Source organism: Oerskovia enterophila, assembly GCF_001692445.1.
Lineage (GTDB): Bacteria > Actinomycetota > Actinomycetes > Actinomycetales > Cellulomonadaceae > Oerskovia > Oerskovia enterophila.
Map to the genome: position 1 here is coordinate 1 of NZ_MAQA01000008.1, position 15,254 is coordinate 15,254.

16 protein-coding genes are annotated in these 15,254 nt (G+C 73.2%); 8 read left to right on the forward strand and 8 right to left on the reverse strand.

The features are described from left to right. The 6 genes from OERS_RS04875 to OERS_RS04900 form a co-directional block, all read left to right on the forward strand. Positions 1–836, forward strand: an 836-nt coding sequence (locus OERS_RS04875) for a CPBP family intramembrane glutamic endopeptidase (protein WP_068624910.1), incomplete at its 5' end; no start/stop codon positions are given. A 170-nt stretch (positions 837–1,006) separates the two neighbouring features. Further along, on the forward strand, positions 1,007–2,395 hold the full coding sequence (locus tag OERS_RS04880) for an MFS transporter (RefSeq protein WP_068624911.1): 1,389 nt from the start codon (positions 1,007–1,009) through the stop codon (positions 2,393–2,395). A 183-nt stretch (positions 2,396–2,578) separates the two neighbouring features. Further along, complete coding sequence (locus OERS_RS04885; RefSeq protein WP_068624912.1) at positions 2,579–3,244, forward strand: biliverdin-producing heme oxygenase; 666 nt, start codon at positions 2,579–2,581, stop codon at positions 3,242–3,244. Positions 3,245–3,616: 372 nt separating this feature from the next. Further along, positions 3,617–4,852 carry a heme/hemin ABC transporter substrate-binding protein gene (locus OERS_RS04890; RefSeq protein ID WP_068624913.1) on the forward strand — a complete coding sequence of 412 codons (1,236 nt, stop codon included), beginning with the start codon at positions 3,617–3,619 and terminating at the stop codon, positions 4,850–4,852. 230 nt (positions 4,853–5,082) lie between these two features. Then, entirely contained in the window at positions 5,083–6,093 is a 1,011-nt protein-coding gene (locus OERS_RS04895; RefSeq protein WP_068625004.1) for a FecCD family ABC transporter permease, read from the forward strand. Then, on the forward strand, positions 6,090–7,004 hold the full coding sequence (locus OERS_RS04900) for a heme ABC transporter ATP-binding protein (protein WP_082849268.1): 915 nt from the start codon (positions 6,090–6,092) through the stop codon (positions 7,002–7,004). The genes OERS_RS04895 and OERS_RS04900 overlap by 4 nt, the downstream gene beginning before the upstream one ends. A gap of 80 nt (positions 7,005–7,084) precedes the next feature. Here the strand turns inward: OERS_RS04900 and OERS_RS04905 are convergent, their stop codons facing one another. The 8 genes from OERS_RS04905 to OERS_RS04940 form a co-directional block, all read right to left on the reverse strand. Continuing rightward, entirely contained in the window at positions 7,085–7,882 is a 798-nt protein-coding gene (locus OERS_RS04905) for a MerR family transcriptional regulator (protein WP_068624915.1), read from the reverse strand. 343 nt (positions 7,883–8,225) lie between these two features. Further along, positions 8,226–9,011, reverse strand: coding sequence for an HAD hydrolase-like protein (locus tag OERS_RS22220; protein WP_068624917.1), 786 nt, complete (start codon positions 9,009–9,011; stop codon positions 8,226–8,228). 98 nt (positions 9,012–9,109) lie between these two features. Next, complete coding sequence (locus OERS_RS04915; RefSeq protein WP_068624919.1) at positions 9,110–9,685, reverse strand: hypothetical protein; 576 nt, start codon at positions 9,683–9,685, stop codon at positions 9,110–9,112. Continuing rightward, a complete protein-coding gene (locus OERS_RS04920; protein ID WP_139107701.1) occupies positions 9,678–10,016 on the reverse strand; it encodes a cbb3-type cytochrome c oxidase subunit I in 339 nt (112 codons plus the stop codon). The genes OERS_RS04915 and OERS_RS04920 overlap by 8 nt, the downstream gene beginning before the upstream one ends. A 201-nt stretch (positions 10,017–10,217) precedes the next feature. Next, entirely contained in the window at positions 10,218–10,628 is a 411-nt protein-coding gene (locus tag OERS_RS04925) for a MazG nucleotide pyrophosphohydrolase domain-containing protein (RefSeq protein WP_056760950.1), read from the reverse strand. 19 nt (positions 10,629–10,647) lie between these two features. Next, positions 10,648–11,256 carry a dihydrofolate reductase family protein gene (locus OERS_RS04930; protein WP_056646478.1) on the reverse strand — a complete coding sequence of 203 codons (609 nt, stop codon included), beginning with the start codon at positions 11,254–11,256 and terminating at the stop codon, positions 10,648–10,650. A 5-nt stretch (positions 11,257–11,261) separates the two neighbouring features. After that, positions 11,262–12,224: an ABC transporter permease gene (locus OERS_RS04935; protein ID WP_082618113.1), complete on the reverse strand. Its 963-nt coding sequence runs from the start codon at positions 12,222–12,224 to the stop codon at positions 11,262–11,264. Next, positions 12,224–13,270, reverse strand: a complete 1,047-nt coding sequence (locus OERS_RS04940) for an ABC transporter ATP-binding protein (protein WP_068624923.1) — start codon at positions 13,268–13,270, stop codon at positions 12,224–12,226. Before OERS_RS04940 ends, OERS_RS04935 begins: the two co-directional genes overlap by 1 nt. A 110-nt stretch (positions 13,271–13,380) precedes the next feature. On the opposite strand from OERS_RS04940, the gene OERS_RS04945 reads away from it, so the two are divergent. Both OERS_RS04945 and OERS_RS04950 read left to right on the forward strand, forming a co-directional pair. After that, positions 13,381–14,271 carry a TetR/AcrR family transcriptional regulator gene (locus OERS_RS04945; RefSeq protein WP_083201225.1) on the forward strand — a complete coding sequence of 297 codons (891 nt, stop codon included), beginning with the start codon at positions 13,381–13,383 and terminating at the stop codon, positions 14,269–14,271. A gap of 246 nt (positions 14,272–14,517) precedes the next feature. Further along, positions 14,518–15,123 (forward strand): HdeD family acid-resistance protein, encoded by a 606-nt coding sequence (locus OERS_RS04950; protein WP_068624925.1) that lies wholly within the window; start codon positions 14,518–14,520, stop codon positions 15,121–15,123. The last annotated feature ends 131 nt before the right edge of the window (positions 15,124–15,254 follow it).

Consider the following 15,254-nt stretch of genomic DNA (forward strand, 5'->3'; position numbering starts at 1 on the left):
CGCCCAGCCGGTACGGCCGCGATCCGCCCAGCAGCGGCCCCGCGGCCCGCGCCTTCCTCGCCCCGACCCTCACGTTCGTCCTCGCGACGTTCGTCGCGTCGGGCGCGATGCTCCTCGTCCAACCGGTCTCGGGGATCGACCCGTCGGTGCTCGCCCTCGTCCAGCTCGGCCCCGCGATCGGGGCCGGGCTCACGTTCGCGATCTTCCGGGGGCGCCTCGCGCCGCTGCTGCCGAGCGCCGTCCCTCGCCGTCAGGTCGTCGCCCACCTGGTCCTGGCGCTCGCCGCGTGCCTGCTCTACTGGGGCGTGCTCGTCGTGACGCTCCTGGTCCAGGGCGAACCCCTCGAAGGGATGCACGCGACCGCGGGCGTGCCGTTCGCACTCCTCCTGCTCACCTACCTGGTGGGCGCGGCCGGCGAGGAGATCGGGTGGCGCGGCATGCTCCAGCCGCTGCTCGAGAACCGGTTCTCGCTCCTGGTCGCGAGCATCGTGACAGGCCTCGTGTGGGGCGTGTGGCACGTGCAGATCTTCACCGAGGGGCCGGTCGTGATCGTGGGCTTCCTGCTCGCGACCGTGGCCCTGTCGGTGCTCATGGGGCACTTCGGACGAGGCACCGTGCGGCAGCGCGTCGCGCTCGCGACCCTCGTGCACTGGCTCGTGAACGTCGCCCTGCTGCTCACTCTCGGAGACCGGCACTCGACGCCCGGCGGCACCGTCGCGAACGCGATCGCCGCGCTCGTGACCACGGCCGTGTTCATGGCCATGTTCGCTGCGGCCCAGCGCAAGCGCGGCAAGAGCGCGCTCGTGGCGCGGCGGACGCAGGACGTCGCGGCGTAGGACGTCGCGGCGACGGAGCGCGCGCGACGGCCCGGGCCGGCCTCCGCCGTCGGGCCGCCGCATGGGGCCGCACCCGACACCGTGGCCGGAGCGCCGCCGTCGGGCCGTCATCACAGCGGCCGACGGGCTCCGCGCACGGCCCCTCGCGGCAGGGCGCCTAGAGTTCTCCGGTGCCCCCCGCAGAACCCCCACCCCCCGCTGACGCTGCCCGGACACCGCCCGGGCGCCCCGACGAACCCGCCCGCCGCGGGCTCGGCCGGTCCTTCACCAACGTCTTCACGGCCAACATCAGCTCGAGCCTGGCCGACGGGATCGCGCGCGTCGCCGCCCCTCTCCTCGCGGCCCGCCTCACGGACGACCCGCTGCTCATCGCGGGCATCGCGGCCGTCGCGATGCTGCCGTGGCTGTTCTTCGCCATCCCGTCCGGGGTGCTGCTCGACCGGATCGACCGTCGCCACGCCATGTCGATCGCGAACGGCACCCGGACGCTCCTCGCAGTCACGCTCCTCACGCTCTTCGCGACGGGCACGCTGACCATCTGGTGGCTGTACGCGGTGATCTTCGCGTACGGCGCGCTCGAGACGCTGTACGACGGCGCGATCCGGGCCGTCGTCCCCGCGATCGTGCGCCGCGCGGACCTGCCGCGTGCCAACTCCCGCATCGAGGCGGGCGAGCTCGTCGTGCAGAACTTCCTCGCCGTCCCCGTGACGTCGGCGCTGTTCGCGGTCGCGGTCGTGATCCCGCTGGGCATCGGCGCCCTGTCCTACGCGGTCGCGGGGGTGCTCGCGTTCTTCCTGCCCGCCGCCGCGGCCGGCGCGCACCGCACCCACCGTGCGCGCCGGCGCAGGTCCGACGACGCGCCCACCGCCGCCTCGGACGCCCCGTCGTCCGACGACGCCGGGACGCCCGTGCTCCCGTCCGTCCGCGCGACGTTCGCCCACCAGCTCACGGACGGCTTCCGCTTCATCATGAGCCACCCGATGCTGCGGCCCCTGTGGTTCCTCAGCATCCTGATCGCACTGTTCTTCTCGGCGGCGATCGCGACCGACGTCCTGTTCGTGCTCGACCGTCTCGACGTGCCCGAGCAGTGGTTCGGGGTGTTCATGCTGTCGGGCGCCGTCGGGGGCATCGTCGGCGCCGTGGTCGTGAGCCCACTCAAGGTCAGGTTCGGCGCGGGTCCCGTCATGGCCGCGGCCAACTTCGTGGGGCCCGTCGCGCTCGTCGTCATGGGGTTCTTCCCGACGATCCCGGTCGCGGTCGTGTGCTTCGCGGTGTCGTTCGGGTCCACGTCGGTGTGGAACGTCCTGGTCATGTCGCTGCGTCAGGCCGCGATCCCGGGCTACCTGCTGGGCCGCGTGCACGGGACGTGGCGCACGCTCCTCTGGGGGACCATGCCGCTGGGCTCGCTGCTGGGCGGCCTGCTCGCACGCATCGACCTCACGACGCCGCTGCTCGTCGCGGGCGGGCTCACGGTCGTGGTCGCCGCGGCGGGCTACCGGTTCCTGCACGGGCTGCCCAACCCCGAGGACGTCGCGGAGCACGCGCTGCCGACCCGGTGAGGCCGCTCCTCGCGCCCAGTCCGTGAGATCTCTCCCACAGAGCATAGGTAAACCTCACCTCACTGTTGTATCGTTCCTGACGCGACGTCATGACGATGTGTCACCACACCGTGGACCCTGCGCCGGACCCCGGTGCGCGTGCCGACGTCGTGCACGTGACACGACGAACCGCAGGAGCCCCTCGTGACCGCTGAGACCCTTCCCGCCACCGACGCCGCACCCGCGTCCCTCTCGCTGCGCCTGCGCGAGGGCACGCGCCCCGAGCACGAGCAGGCCGAGACCACGGGCTTCGTCGAGAAGCTCATGGGGGGCGAGCTCGACGTCGCCGCCTACACGGACCTCGCCGCGCAGCAGTACGCGATCTACGGGGCGCTCGAGCAGGCCAGCGCTCAGATCCGCGACGACGCCCAGGGTGCGACCCTCGTGTTCGACGAGCTGACCCGCACGCCCTCGATCGAGAAGGACCTCGCGTTCCTGGTCGGGTCCGACTGGGCCACCGAGATCCGCATCCTGCCCGCGACCGAGGCCTACGTGGCCCGCCTGCTCGAGGTCGGCACCTCGCTCTCGGCCTACGCCGCGCACGCCTACACGCGCTACCTGGGCGACCTGTCGGGCGGCCAGATCATCAAGCGCATGATGGAGCGCCACTACGGGCTCGGCCCCGACGGCCTCGCGTTCTACACGTTCGACGAGATCCCCAAGGCCAAGCCCTTCAAGGACGTCTACCGCGAGCGCCTCGACTCCCTGGACCTCACGGACGAGCAGATCGCCGAGACGGTCGAGGAGGCCAAGCTCGCGTTCCGCCTCAACAGCGCGCTGTTCGCGGAGCTCGGCGCGATCCACTGCTGACCGCGCGCTGAGCGTGCGGTGAGCGTGCGGTGAGCCCACCGGCTCGCCGCACCCTCTGAGCGCCGCTCCCGCTCCGCCCAGCCCCTTCGCCCCGCCTCCGCCCCGCCTCCGGGGCCTAGCATGCGGTGGACGTTCGTCGAGCAGGTGGTGGGCGTCGAGATCCCCCGGATTCTCGACGCCCACCGCATGCTCGGCACCGGGAGCCGGCCGCACCCGACCGCTGCGCCAGCGCCCGGGACCGCCGGCAGCGTCTCCAAGATCACAGAAGATCCCGTGGACCGGCCACCCTGCCACGGTCCTGCGTAGGTTAGCCTCAACTTACCCGGAGCCGCCTTCTCGCGTGGGCGGCCGACCCCCGCTGGAGCCTTTGTGATGTCGCACCCTGCCCGCGTCCCGTCCGCCGAGCGTCCGCGCGGCCCGCTGTCGCGCGGCCTGCGCCGCTCGTCCGTCGTGGGCGTCGCCACGCTCGCCGCGGTGCTGCTCGCGGCAGGCTGTGCCCCCCTCCCCTACGAGCCCGAGGGCCCGACGACGGCGCCCCCCTCGGCCTCGGACTCGTCGCCCGCACCCACCGAGGCCGTCGCCCGGGACGCGTGCACGGCCCTCGAGACGGGCGAGCGCCCCACCGTGGACCCCGCGACGTTCCCCACCGGCCCGACGACCGCGACGTTCGCCGACAACGTGATCGACCCGATCGTCTCGGCGCCGACCCCGACGCTGCCCGTGACCGTGCAGTCGTTCGACGGCCGCGAGGTCACGGTCGCCGACGCCTCGCGCATCATCGCGGTCGACCTGTACGGCACGCTCGGCGAGATCGTCTACAGCCTGGGGCTGGGCGCGAACGTCGTGGGTCGCGACATGCCGACGGGCTTCCCCGAGGCCGCCGACGTCCCCGTCGTGACCGGCGCGGGCCACGCCCTGAACATCGAGACCATCCTCGGCCTGAACCCGAGCGTCATCCTGACCGACGCCACGCTCCTCACGGACACCGCACGCTCGCAGCTCGAGTCCTCGGGCATCCCGGTCGTGTACTTCGACGAGGCCCGCACGCTCGACGGGATCGACGACCGCATCACCGCGGTCGCGACCACGCTCGGCGTCCCCGAGGCCGGGGCGGCGCTCGTCGAGCGCACCGACCAGCAGATCTGCGCGGCCCTCGCCGGGGTCCCCGCGGACACGGGCAACCCGCTCGTCGCGTTCCTCTACCTGCGCGGGTCGAACATCAAGATGCTGTTCGGGCCCGGCTCGGGCGCCGACGACCTGATCCGCGAGATCGGCGGCCAGGACGCGGGCACCGCGATCGGCCTCACGCAGCAGTACGCGCCCGTCACGAGCGAGGCCATCATCTCGGCGGCGCCGGCGGCGTACCTCGTCATGACCGACGGCCTCGAGTCGAGCGGCGGCCTCGACGCCATGATGGCCATCCCGGGCCTGGCGCAGACCCCGGCGGGCCAGAACCAGCGCGTGATCGACATGGACGGCAGCCGCCTGCTGACGTTCGGCCCGCGCACGGGCGAGACCATCGCGTCGCTCGTCGAGGCGTTCTACGGCGTCCCGGCCCCCGACCTGACCGCGGTCGCCTCGGCCGACGCCGGGACGGCCACGCCGTGACGCCGGGTTCCCACCCCGCCGGCCCGACGACGGCACGCCCCACCTCCGACGCCCTCACCACGGCGCAGCGCACCGCGGACGGGACGACCACCGACCGACGCGAGCCGAGCGCACCGGTGAGCGACGCCGTCGGGCACGGGGCTGCTCCCCGGGGCTCCGGGCGCGACGAGAAGGACGCCGCGGCGCTCACCGCTGTCGGGCGCGGGCGGCGACGCGCCGCGACCTGGCTCATGGTCGGGCTCGGCGTCGCGCTGCTCGTGCTCACCGTCCTGTCCGGCATGACCGGGCAGGTGCCCGTGTCGCCCGCCGAGGTCCTCGGCTCGCTCATGCACCACATGGGCCTCGACATCGGGCCCATGCCCTCGCACCCGCAGGGCGAGAACACGCTGTGGGTCGTGCGCTTCCCGCGCGTCGTGCTCGCGATCCTCGTCGGGGCCGCGCTCGCCTGCTCGGGCGCGCTCATGCAGGGCGTGTTCGGCAACCCGCTCGCCGAGCCCGGCGTGATCGGCGTCTCCGCGGGCGCGGCCGTGGGCGCGTGCGCGGTCATCGTCACGGCCGGCTCGCTCGTCTCGGGGACCTGGGTCGCCGCGGCCGCGTTCCTCGGCGGGCTGATCACGACGTTCGTCGTCTACGCGCTCTCGCGCTCGGGCGGGCGCACCGAGGTCGTGACGCTCGTGCTCACCGGCATCGCGGTCAACGCGTTCGCGGGCGGGCTGCTCGCGTTCTTCACGTTCGTGGCCGACCCGGCCGCGCGCGAGCAGATCGTGTTCTGGCAGCTCGGATCGCTCGGCGGGGCCACGTGGGGATCGGTCGCGGTCGTGGCTCCGATCGCGATCGTCGGCGTGGCCGGCGCCATGCTGCTGCGCCGCCAGCTGGACCTGTTGTCCCTGGGCGAGCGGGCCGCGCAGCACCTGGGCGTCGACGTCGAGCGGCTGCGGCAGATCGTGATCGTCCTCGTCGCGCTCCTGGTCTCCGCGGGCGTGGCCTTCACGGGGATCATCGCGTTCGTGGGGCTCGTCGTGCCGCACCTGGTCCGCATGGTGTGCGGCCCGAGCCACCGCTGGCTCATCCCCGCGTCGGCCCTCGGCGGGGCCGTGGTCCTGCTGCTCGCGGACCTCGTCTCGCGCACTGCGGTCGCGAACGTCGAGCTGCCGCTCGGCATGATCACCTCGCTCGTGGGCGGGCCGTTCTTCTTCTACCTGCTGCGCCGCACGCGCTCTCGCCAGGGAGGCTGGGCATGAGCCGCACACTGGTCGAGCTCGACTCGCGCCACGAGGGCAGCAGCTTCTGGTCGTCGTTGCGGACTGCGGTCACGGGGCGGCGACGCTCCTCGCGGTTGCCTTCTGCCGCGGCGGCGGGCGACGTCGTGACCGAGGCGCGCGGTGCGACGCTCTCGCTCGACGGGACCCCCGTGCTGCGGGACGTGTCGGTCACGGTACGGGCCGGCGAGGTCCGGGCCCTGCTCGGGCCCAACGGCGCGGGCAAGTCCTCGCTGCTCGGGGCGCTCACGGGTGACCTGCCGCTCGACGGCGGCTCGGTCCTGGTCGACGGCTCGCCCCTGCGGTCGTGGACCGCGACCGAGCTCGCGATGCGCCGGGCCGTGCTCATGCAGCAGATCCACCTCAGCTTCCCGTTCACGTCGCTCGACGTCGTGCAGATGGGCCGCGCGCCCTGGCGCGGGACGCCCCTCGAGGAGACCAACGAGGAGGTCGTGGCCGCCTCGCTCGCCGCGACCGACGTGTCCCACCTCGCTGACCGGCACTTCCCGTCGCTCTCCGGAGGCGAGAAGGCACGCGTCGCGCTCGCGCGCGTCCTGGCCCAGCGGACCGGGCTGCTCATGCTCGACGAGCCGACCGCGGCGCTCGACCTCAAGCACCAGGAGCTCGTGCTGCAGATCGCCCGCCGCCACGCGGCGTCCGGGGGTGCGGTGGTCGTCGTCGTGCACGACCTGGGGCTCGCGTCGGCATACGCCGACCAGGTCACGCTCATGGCTAGAGGTCGCGTGGTCGCCGACGGGGCGCCCGCCGAGGTGCTGACGGCCGAGCGGCTGAGCGAGGTCTACGACTACCCGGTCGAGGTCGTCGAGCATCCCGGTGGCGGGGCGCCGATCATCCTGCCGGCACGGTCTGCTGCTGCGGTTCCGCCGAGGTAGAGGCCTGCCGTCGACGTAGAGGGCTGTACCCCTCTTTCTCGACACCAGGCCTCTACCTCGCGGCCAGTGCGGCCGGTGACCTACAGGTTCCGCCCCGCGTACACCACGAGCGCGTCGCGCACGAACGTCGCGCCCTCGACGCCGCCGTAGCTCGCAGCGAACCGCTCGTCGGCCACGTACATCTCCCCGAGACCGACGACGTACTCCTTGACCGGCGCCCCGCCGTGGCCCGGGGTGCCCGGGATGCTGCTCAGCCACTCGACGTGGCGGCGAGCGAGCACCTGCGCCTCGTCGCCGTCGGGCGCGATCCCGGACTGGGCCGCAGCGGTCCAGTCCGCCCCGAGCTGCCGGGTCCTCTCCTGGTAGGCCGCCTTGTCCTGCGCGGACAGCCCGCGCCACCAGGTGTCGCCCGTCCTGTACGCGTCGGCACCCCACCGCTCGGTGACCTCTGCCTCGTGCTTCGTGTGGTCGAACCCGTCGAACATCTCGTCCGCCATGAGTCGCCCACCTCCTTCCATGGTCGTGATCGTGTGCTCGACCGACGCGATCTGTCGCGCCAGCCGCTGCTGCTCGGCCCGGAGGGCGTCCAGGTGGGTCCGCAGGGCCCGTGCCTGCGCGGCAGGACTGGCCCCGCCGTCACGCTCCAGGATCTCGGCGACGGCCGGGAGGCCCACGCCGAGGTCCCGCAGGAGGAGGATCCGCTGGAGGCGGACGAGCGCGGGCCCGTCGTAGTACCGGTAGCCGTTGTGCCCGACCCTGCTGGGCGCGAGCAGCCCGATCGCGTCGTAGTGACGCAGCGTGCGGCTCGTGGTCCCGGCGAGGCGGGCGATCTCCTGGATCGACCAGTCGGTCGGGGCCTGGGGTGCGTGCGCGGTCATGCGCTCCTCCTTCCTGGGGCCTCGCGACGACACGATGTCGTCGCGGCTGTCCGGTCGTCTCGCGAACGGCCCGGATCTGGACGCCTCGGGTGAGGCAGCACGATCGACCCTAGAAGTTGACGCTACGTCAAGGTCAACCCTCGTCGCCGCAGATGAGTTGTCAGAAGTGCACCGGGGTACGCCCCGGTGCACTTCTGACAACTAGTCCTTGCGCTCTCAGCGGCGTCTGCTCGTCGCGCCCTTCGCTACGACTCTCGCGACTCCCGTGGTTCTCGCGTCCTCGCTCTTCGCTCTTCGCTGCCCGACGGCGTCACTCGCCTCGCGTTTTCGCTGCCCGACGGCGTCACTCGCCTCGCAGCGCCCGCGCCAGCTCGTCGGTGCTCTCCACGACCGCGAGGGCCCCTGCGTCCTCGAGCTCCCCCGGCACCGCGTACCCCCACGAGACCCCGAGGCAACGGATGCCGTGCGCCGCCGCGCCGAGCACGTCGTGCTCCCGGTCGCCGACCATGATGATCTCCTCGCGCGGCGGCAGGCCGTCAAGGACGGCCCTGCCGGCCCCACCGGCCCTGCCGGCCCCACCGGCCCCTGCGCCCGGGACCTCGTCGTCCTCCGAGCCCACCGTCGCCGTCGTGCCCGCCGCACCCTCTGACGCGCCCAACGACGCGAGCGCGTGCTCGATCACGTCCGCCTTGGAGCCGCGCGATCCGTCGAGGGTCGCGCCGTAGACCCCCTCGACCAGGGCGTCGATCCCGAAGTGCGCGGTGATGCGCCGCGCGTAGACCTCGGGCTTGGACGTCGCGACTGCAAGCCGGACGCCCGCCGCACGCGCCGCCGTCAGGCACTCGAGGATCCCCGGGTAGAGCGAGTTGTCGAGCATGCCGCCGGCCGCGTAGACCTCGCGGTACGCCGCGACCGCCTCCGCGACCCGGTCCACCGGGACGCCGTGCCGCGCGAACGTCTCGGTGAGCGGAGGGCCCACGAAGCGCCGCAGGGTCTCGTCGGTCGGGGTCTCGATCCCCAGGGTCGTGTAGGCGTACCGGACCGAGGAGAGGATGCCGGGGGCCGAGTCGGTCAGCGTCCCGTCGAGGTCGAGGAGGGCAAGTCGGTAGGGAGGGTTCGCGGTGGTCACGGCATCGATTCTGCCGTGCGCCGAGCGCACACAGTCGCCGAGACAGCGGCTTCCCGTCGAGACAGAGGGCCCGGGCCTTCTACCTCGACGCCGGCCCTCTATCTCGGCGTCGGGGTGCGGGCCGCCAGCGCCGCCACGGCCGCGGTCAGCTCGCGCGCCCGGCCGCTCGCGACCAGGTACTCGCGTCGTCCGCCGCGCACCACGATCCGCACGGCCTCTCCTTGACGGACCATGAGCGCGACCCGACCGCCACCGAGGAACCGGAGACCGAGCCCGCCCGCAGACAGTGCGTCGACCGTCGGCCCGCCGGCCGTCCCTCCCTGGACCTGATCGATCTCGTGGCCAGGGATCCGACGACGCCAGACCGGCACCCCGCCCAGGCGCAGCGAGAGCGTCATGGCCTCAGGCCCGACCGCCACGACCGACGACATGCGCGCGGCCGCGGCACAGATCGCGAGCGCCAGGGCTCCGGGCAGCACGTCGAGCCATCCGAGCCCTCCCGTGGGTGACACCGCAAGGCCCACCGTCAGCCCGGTGACCGCGATACCGAGCGTCATGACCAGCGCCTGGGTGACGACCGACGCGTGGCGCACCTCGGTGAACACGCTGCCCCCGCGCCCGTCGGCCCGTGCGGCAGGCGCCCCGGTGCCTCCTGGGACGCTCGCGTCACGCATCCGGTCGCTCCGCAGGTCGGTCCGCCCCGGTGCTGCCGTCGCCACCCCGCCGCCGTGCGATCGCCCACCCTGCCACGAAGCCGAGCACCAGCAGCCCCGCCCCCGCCGCGACGAGCCCCAGGACCTGGGACCACGGGCGGGACGGCTCGTACACCGCGCCGGACAAGGGCGCGTACGCGAACCACCCGAACGACGCGGCACCGTAGGAGCGCGACGCGAGCCATCCCCCCACACCGACCAGCAGCACCCCGGCCACGAGCCCGAGCACCTCACCTCGACCCAGTCCGCGGGGGCGAGGGCTCGTCGGTCCAGGGACAGAGGAAGCGGTCATGCCGGACATCCTGGCGTGGTCGCCGCGGGGCCGCAACGCCCCGCGCCGGGCACCGACGTAGAGGTGTCCCGTCGAGGTAGAGGCCCCCGACCCTCTACCTCGACGGGACACCTCTATCTCGGCGAAGGCCGCCCTCTCGGCGTGGGCCCTCCCACCGAGAGCCCGTCTCACCGAGTCGCCACTCACCGAGGGCACCCGGCCTCACCCCCGGCCCACCTCGGCCTGGACGTCCACCTCGCCCCCGACCTCTCCCTCCCACACGAGCCACTTCTCCCGCACGGCCCGCTCGACGTCGATCCCCTGCGACCGCGCGAGCAGGAGCAGGTGCGCGAGGACGTCGGCGACCTCGGCCGCGAGCGCCGCCCGTCCGCCGTCGGGCACCTCGCCCTCCGACGCGACGCGCGGCCTCGTGCGTCCCGAGGCCGCGAGGTACGCCTGCGTGAGCTCGCCCGTCTCCTCGGCGAGCTTGAGCACGAACCAGTCGGGGTCGCGGGCGATCCCGAACTTGCGTGCGTAGAGCGCGGACACCGCCTCGACGCGCTCGGTGAGCGCGGGCAGCGTGAGGCCCGACGGCGCAGGCTCGGGCGGGGTGCTCGGCGTCGCGATGGTCATCGCGTCAGTCAAGCACGCGTCACTCCCCGACGAGCCCCCGCACGACGCGGTACGACAGGTGCGTCACGAGGTGGTTGCTGGTCACCGGCCCGGGCTCGACGCGCAGGTCGCCCAGACCCTCGAACAACCTCTCGCCCGCCCCGAGCAGCACGGGCGCGACGTGCAGCCCGAACTCGTCGACGAGCCCCGCGGCCAGGTACGCCCGCATGGTCGAGGCGCCGCCCGCGATCCCGACGTGCCCGTCCCGCGAGGCGGCGAGCGCCTGCGCGAGCGCGGACGCGATCCCGTCGGTCACGAAGAAGAACGTCGTGCCGCCCTGCATGACGAGGGGCTCGCGCGGGTGGTGCGTGAGCACGAACACGGGCGCGTGGTACGGCGGCTCCTCGCCCCACCACCCCCGCCACGACTCGTCCCACGGGCCGCGACCGGGCGCGAACATGTTGCGCCCCATGACGAACGCGGTGGGCGCCGCGACGGACTCGAGCGCGGCCGTGTTGACCTCGGGCTCCTCGAACATCCACCGGTGCAGCTCCTCGCCGCCCTCGCCGAGGGGGTTCTCGAGGGACTGGTGCGGTCCCGCGACGTACCCGTCGAGGGACAGCCCGACGTCGAACGTCACCCTGCCCACGGCGCTCACACCGACTTCCGGGTCCGGCGGATGCCCACGAACAGCCCCACGGCGCACGTGACCGCGGCCGCGACCACGCCCCACAGGACCTCGGTGCTCGCGAACGTCCCGCCGAACAGGGCGCGCTCGGCGTCGACCATGTAGGTCAGGGGGTTGAACTTCGACGCGGTCTGCATCCACGAGGGGCCGGCCTCGAGCGGGAGCATCATGCCGGACAGGATGAGCAGCGGGAAGAGCAGCGACTGCTGCACGCCCCAGAACAGCCACTCGCGGTTCTTCGCGGCGAGCGCGAGCGCGCACGACAGGGCCCCGACGCCCACGCCGAACAGCCCCAGGAGCGCGAGGCCGGCGAGCGCGTGCAACGGGTAGAACGTGAAGCCGAACGGGATGCACACGACCGCGATGAGGAGCCCCTGGACGACGAGCGGCGCGAACTCCTTGAGTGCCCGGCCCACGAGGATCGCCGACCGGTCGAGCGGCGTCGCGAGGACCCGCTCGTAGGAGCCGGTCATCATCTCGTAGAGCAGGTTCGAGCCCGTCATGGAGGTCCCGAACAGCGAGATCATGACGATCACGCCGGGCACGAACCACTGGAGCGTCGCGGCGGTCGACCCGCCGGGCCCGCCCATGCCGCCGCCCACGGCGCCGGTCAGGAGCGGCCCGAACAGGCCCAGGAAGATCAGCGGCTGGAGCAGCGAGAAGATGAGGGTGAAGGGGTCGCGCAGGACCAGGAGGATCTCGCGCGTGAAGACGGCCCAGGTGTCGCCGAAGAACTTCCCGGCCCGCGAGCGCCCGACGTCGGAGCGCCGGTCGGTCTGCTCCCTCGCCCCGGTCCGTGGTGCGGTCTGCGTCGCGGTCCCGGCCGTGCCGGGCCCGTGGTTCGTCGGTCCCGTCGGTGCGGGCGCTCGTCCGGCCTCCGGTCCGGCTCCTGCGCCGGTGCCCGTCGTCGGCTCCGTCTGCTCGTCCATCACGCCGCCTCCTCGCGCAGGCTCCGACCGGTCAGGTTGAGGAACACGTCGTCGAGGCTCGCCTGCTTGAGCCCGGCCGACCGGACCGCGAACCCTGCGACGCGCAGGGACTCGATCGCCTCGGGCAGCCGGTCGGCGCCGTGCGTCGTGGACAGGGTCACGGTGACGTCTCCCCCCGCGCCGACGGTCGCCTGCACAGTCGCGTCGTCGGCTCCGCCGGCTGCACGAGGCCCGTCGCGCTCGCCGCTTCCCACGTCGCCCACGACCGGGGCGAGGGCCGCGCGGACGCGCGTGACGTCGTCGGGCACCTGGCCCTGGGAACCGGGCGTACCCGTGACGACGAGCGTCACGACGTCGTCCGCGTGGTCGCGCTTGAGCGCGGCGGGCGGGGCGTCGGCGACGATCGTGCCGTGGTCGATCACGACGACGCGCTCGGCCATCGAGTCGGCCTCGTCGAGGTAGTGCGTGGTGAGGACGATCGTCATCCCGTACCGCTCGCGCAGCGCACCGATGTGCTCCCAGAGGTTCGCGCGGCTGTGCGGGTCGAGGCCCGTGGTGGGCTCGTCGAGGAACAGCAGCGGCGGGTGGTTCATGAGGCCGAGCGCCACGTCGAGGCGGCGGCGCTGGCCGCCCGACAGGCTCTGGACCGTGCGCTTGCCGAGGCCGTCGAGCTCGAGCGCGGCGAGGAGGTCTGCGGCGCGGCGCTGGTACTCGGCGGCCGGCAGCCCGTAGAAGCGGCCCTGGTTGTGGAGCTCGTCGGCGACCCGGTAGGAGAACCCGCCCCCGTTGCCCTGGCCGATGTAGCCGATGCGCGACCGGACCTCGGCGGGCTGGGTGCGGATGTCGAAGCCCGCGACCTGGGCGCGGCCCGCGGTGGGTTCGAGGAGGCTCGTGAGCATGCGCAGCGTCGTGGACTTGCCGGCGCCGTTGGGGCCGAGGAACGCGACGAGCTCGCCCTCGTGGACGTCGACGTCGATGCCCTTGACCGCCTCGACCACTTCCTTCTTGCGATGGAACGTCTTGGTCAGTCCTTCGGTATGGATCATGACTCACGCCTCTCGCGTACGGTGTACTGGAAAGAGATTTCACGTTAGCATACGGCGTACGGGAACTAAAGGGTCCCCGGAACTGCGCGGAAGTGGGAAGATCAGGCACCATGGCCAGCAACACCGTCGCCCCCGTCCCCTCCGACGGGGTGGACTCCGCCCGGACCCCGGACTCATCGGTCGACGCGCCGCTCGACGACACGTCCCCCGACGCCGGCAGCGACGACCCGCAGGACGTCGCGGAGGACCCGACCGACCAGGTCCCCCGGCCGGACGACGTGACCCGGCGCCTCGCGCTCCTGTGGGACCCGCCCGCGCGTGGGTGGGGCGGGCGCAAGGCGCGCCTGACCCTCGCCGAGGTCGTCGAGGCCGGGACCGCCGTCGCGCAGGAGGTCGGGCTCGAGGCGCTCTCGATGCGCCGCGTCGCCGCACGTCTGGGCGTGGGCGCCATGTCGCTCTACACCTACGTGCCCGGGCGCACCGAGCTCGTCGACCTCATGATCGACCGGGCGTTCGGCGAGCTCGACCTGCCCACGGCCGACGCCCCTTGGCGCGAGGGGCTGTCGCGGTACGCGCGCGAGGTCTGGCACCTCTACCAGCGCCACCCCTGGATCCTGCAGACCAACATGTGGCGCCTCCCGCTGTCCCCGCACGTGCTCGACGCCCAGGAGGCCGGGCTGCGCACCCTGGTCGACACCGGGCTGTCCGCGGAGCGGGTCGTCGAGATCCTGGGCCTGGTCGACGCGTTCGTGCGCGGCCTCGCCCGCGCGGCCGTCGCCGAGACGGTCGAGAACGACGCGAGCGGCATGAGCAGCGACGAGTACTGGACGTCGATGAGCAGCTTCTGGGCCGACTGGTTCGACGTCGAGCGCTACCCCGTCATGACCCGGATCTGGGAGGCCGGCGGGTTCGACACGCCCACCGACCCGTTCGACGCGTCGCTCGACCGGCTGCTCGACGGCGTCGAGATGACGATCGACCGGGCGCGCGAGCAGGGCTGACGGCCGCTCCTCCGGGTGCCGAGCACGAGGTTGCGGTCGTTCTGCCGCCCAGAACGACCGTAACCTCGTGCTCGACCGCGCGGAACCTCGTGCTCGGCACGTCGACCGGGTGAACTCGGCCCCGGCCGCATGGGCCCGCGCGGGTCCGTCGCGCGCCACGCGCCCCCGCGCGCTACCTTCCGAGGAACGAGGCCCAGCGACGCCCACGGACCCGCCGGGGCAGGCCCCGTGAGGACGGTGGACCCCATGACCGAGCAGGACGAGTCCCTCACCGGACGCACCACCAAGATCGCCCGCCGCCTGTGGGGCCTCGCCTACCTGCGCGGCATCCTGTTCCTCGTGATCGGCGTGGTGCTGTTCGTCGAGCCCGACCGCGGCATCCAGTGGCTCACGTGGCTCGTGGCCGCGATGGCCGTCATCCAGGGGGTCCTCTTCCTGATCGAGGCCGGGCGCCAGCGCAAGGACGGCGAGGGCGGGGTGTGGCGCTGGGTCGTGGGCGGCCTGGGGATCGCGGTCGGCATCACGCTCGCGGTGTGGCCCTCGGCGAGCGTCACGCTCGTGCTGCGGCTCGTGGGCATCTGGGCGCTCGTCGCAGGGCTCGTGGGGCTGATCGGCGCGCTGCGTGCCCGCAGGACCCGCGAGCCCGGCTGGGACTGGGAGCTCGCGACGGCCGCGCTCTGGGTCGTGTTCGGGATCCTCGTCCTCGTGAGCCCCGTGACCGGGCTGCAGACCATCACGGTCCTGCTGGGCCTCTACCTCGTCGTGACGGGCGTCGTGATCCTCGTCGCGGCGTTCGCGCAGAGCACGGCCGCGAAGGACGCCAAGGCGGCGCTCGCGGGGCCGGCAGCCTAGGCAGCACCCGGCCCGCCGAGCACGAGGTTCCGTGCGGTCGAGAACGGGGTTGTGCTCGTTCTGCCCCTCAGAACGAACGCAACCCCGTTCTCGGCACCTGGCTCACCCAGCGCCACGGGACCGGCGGCCCC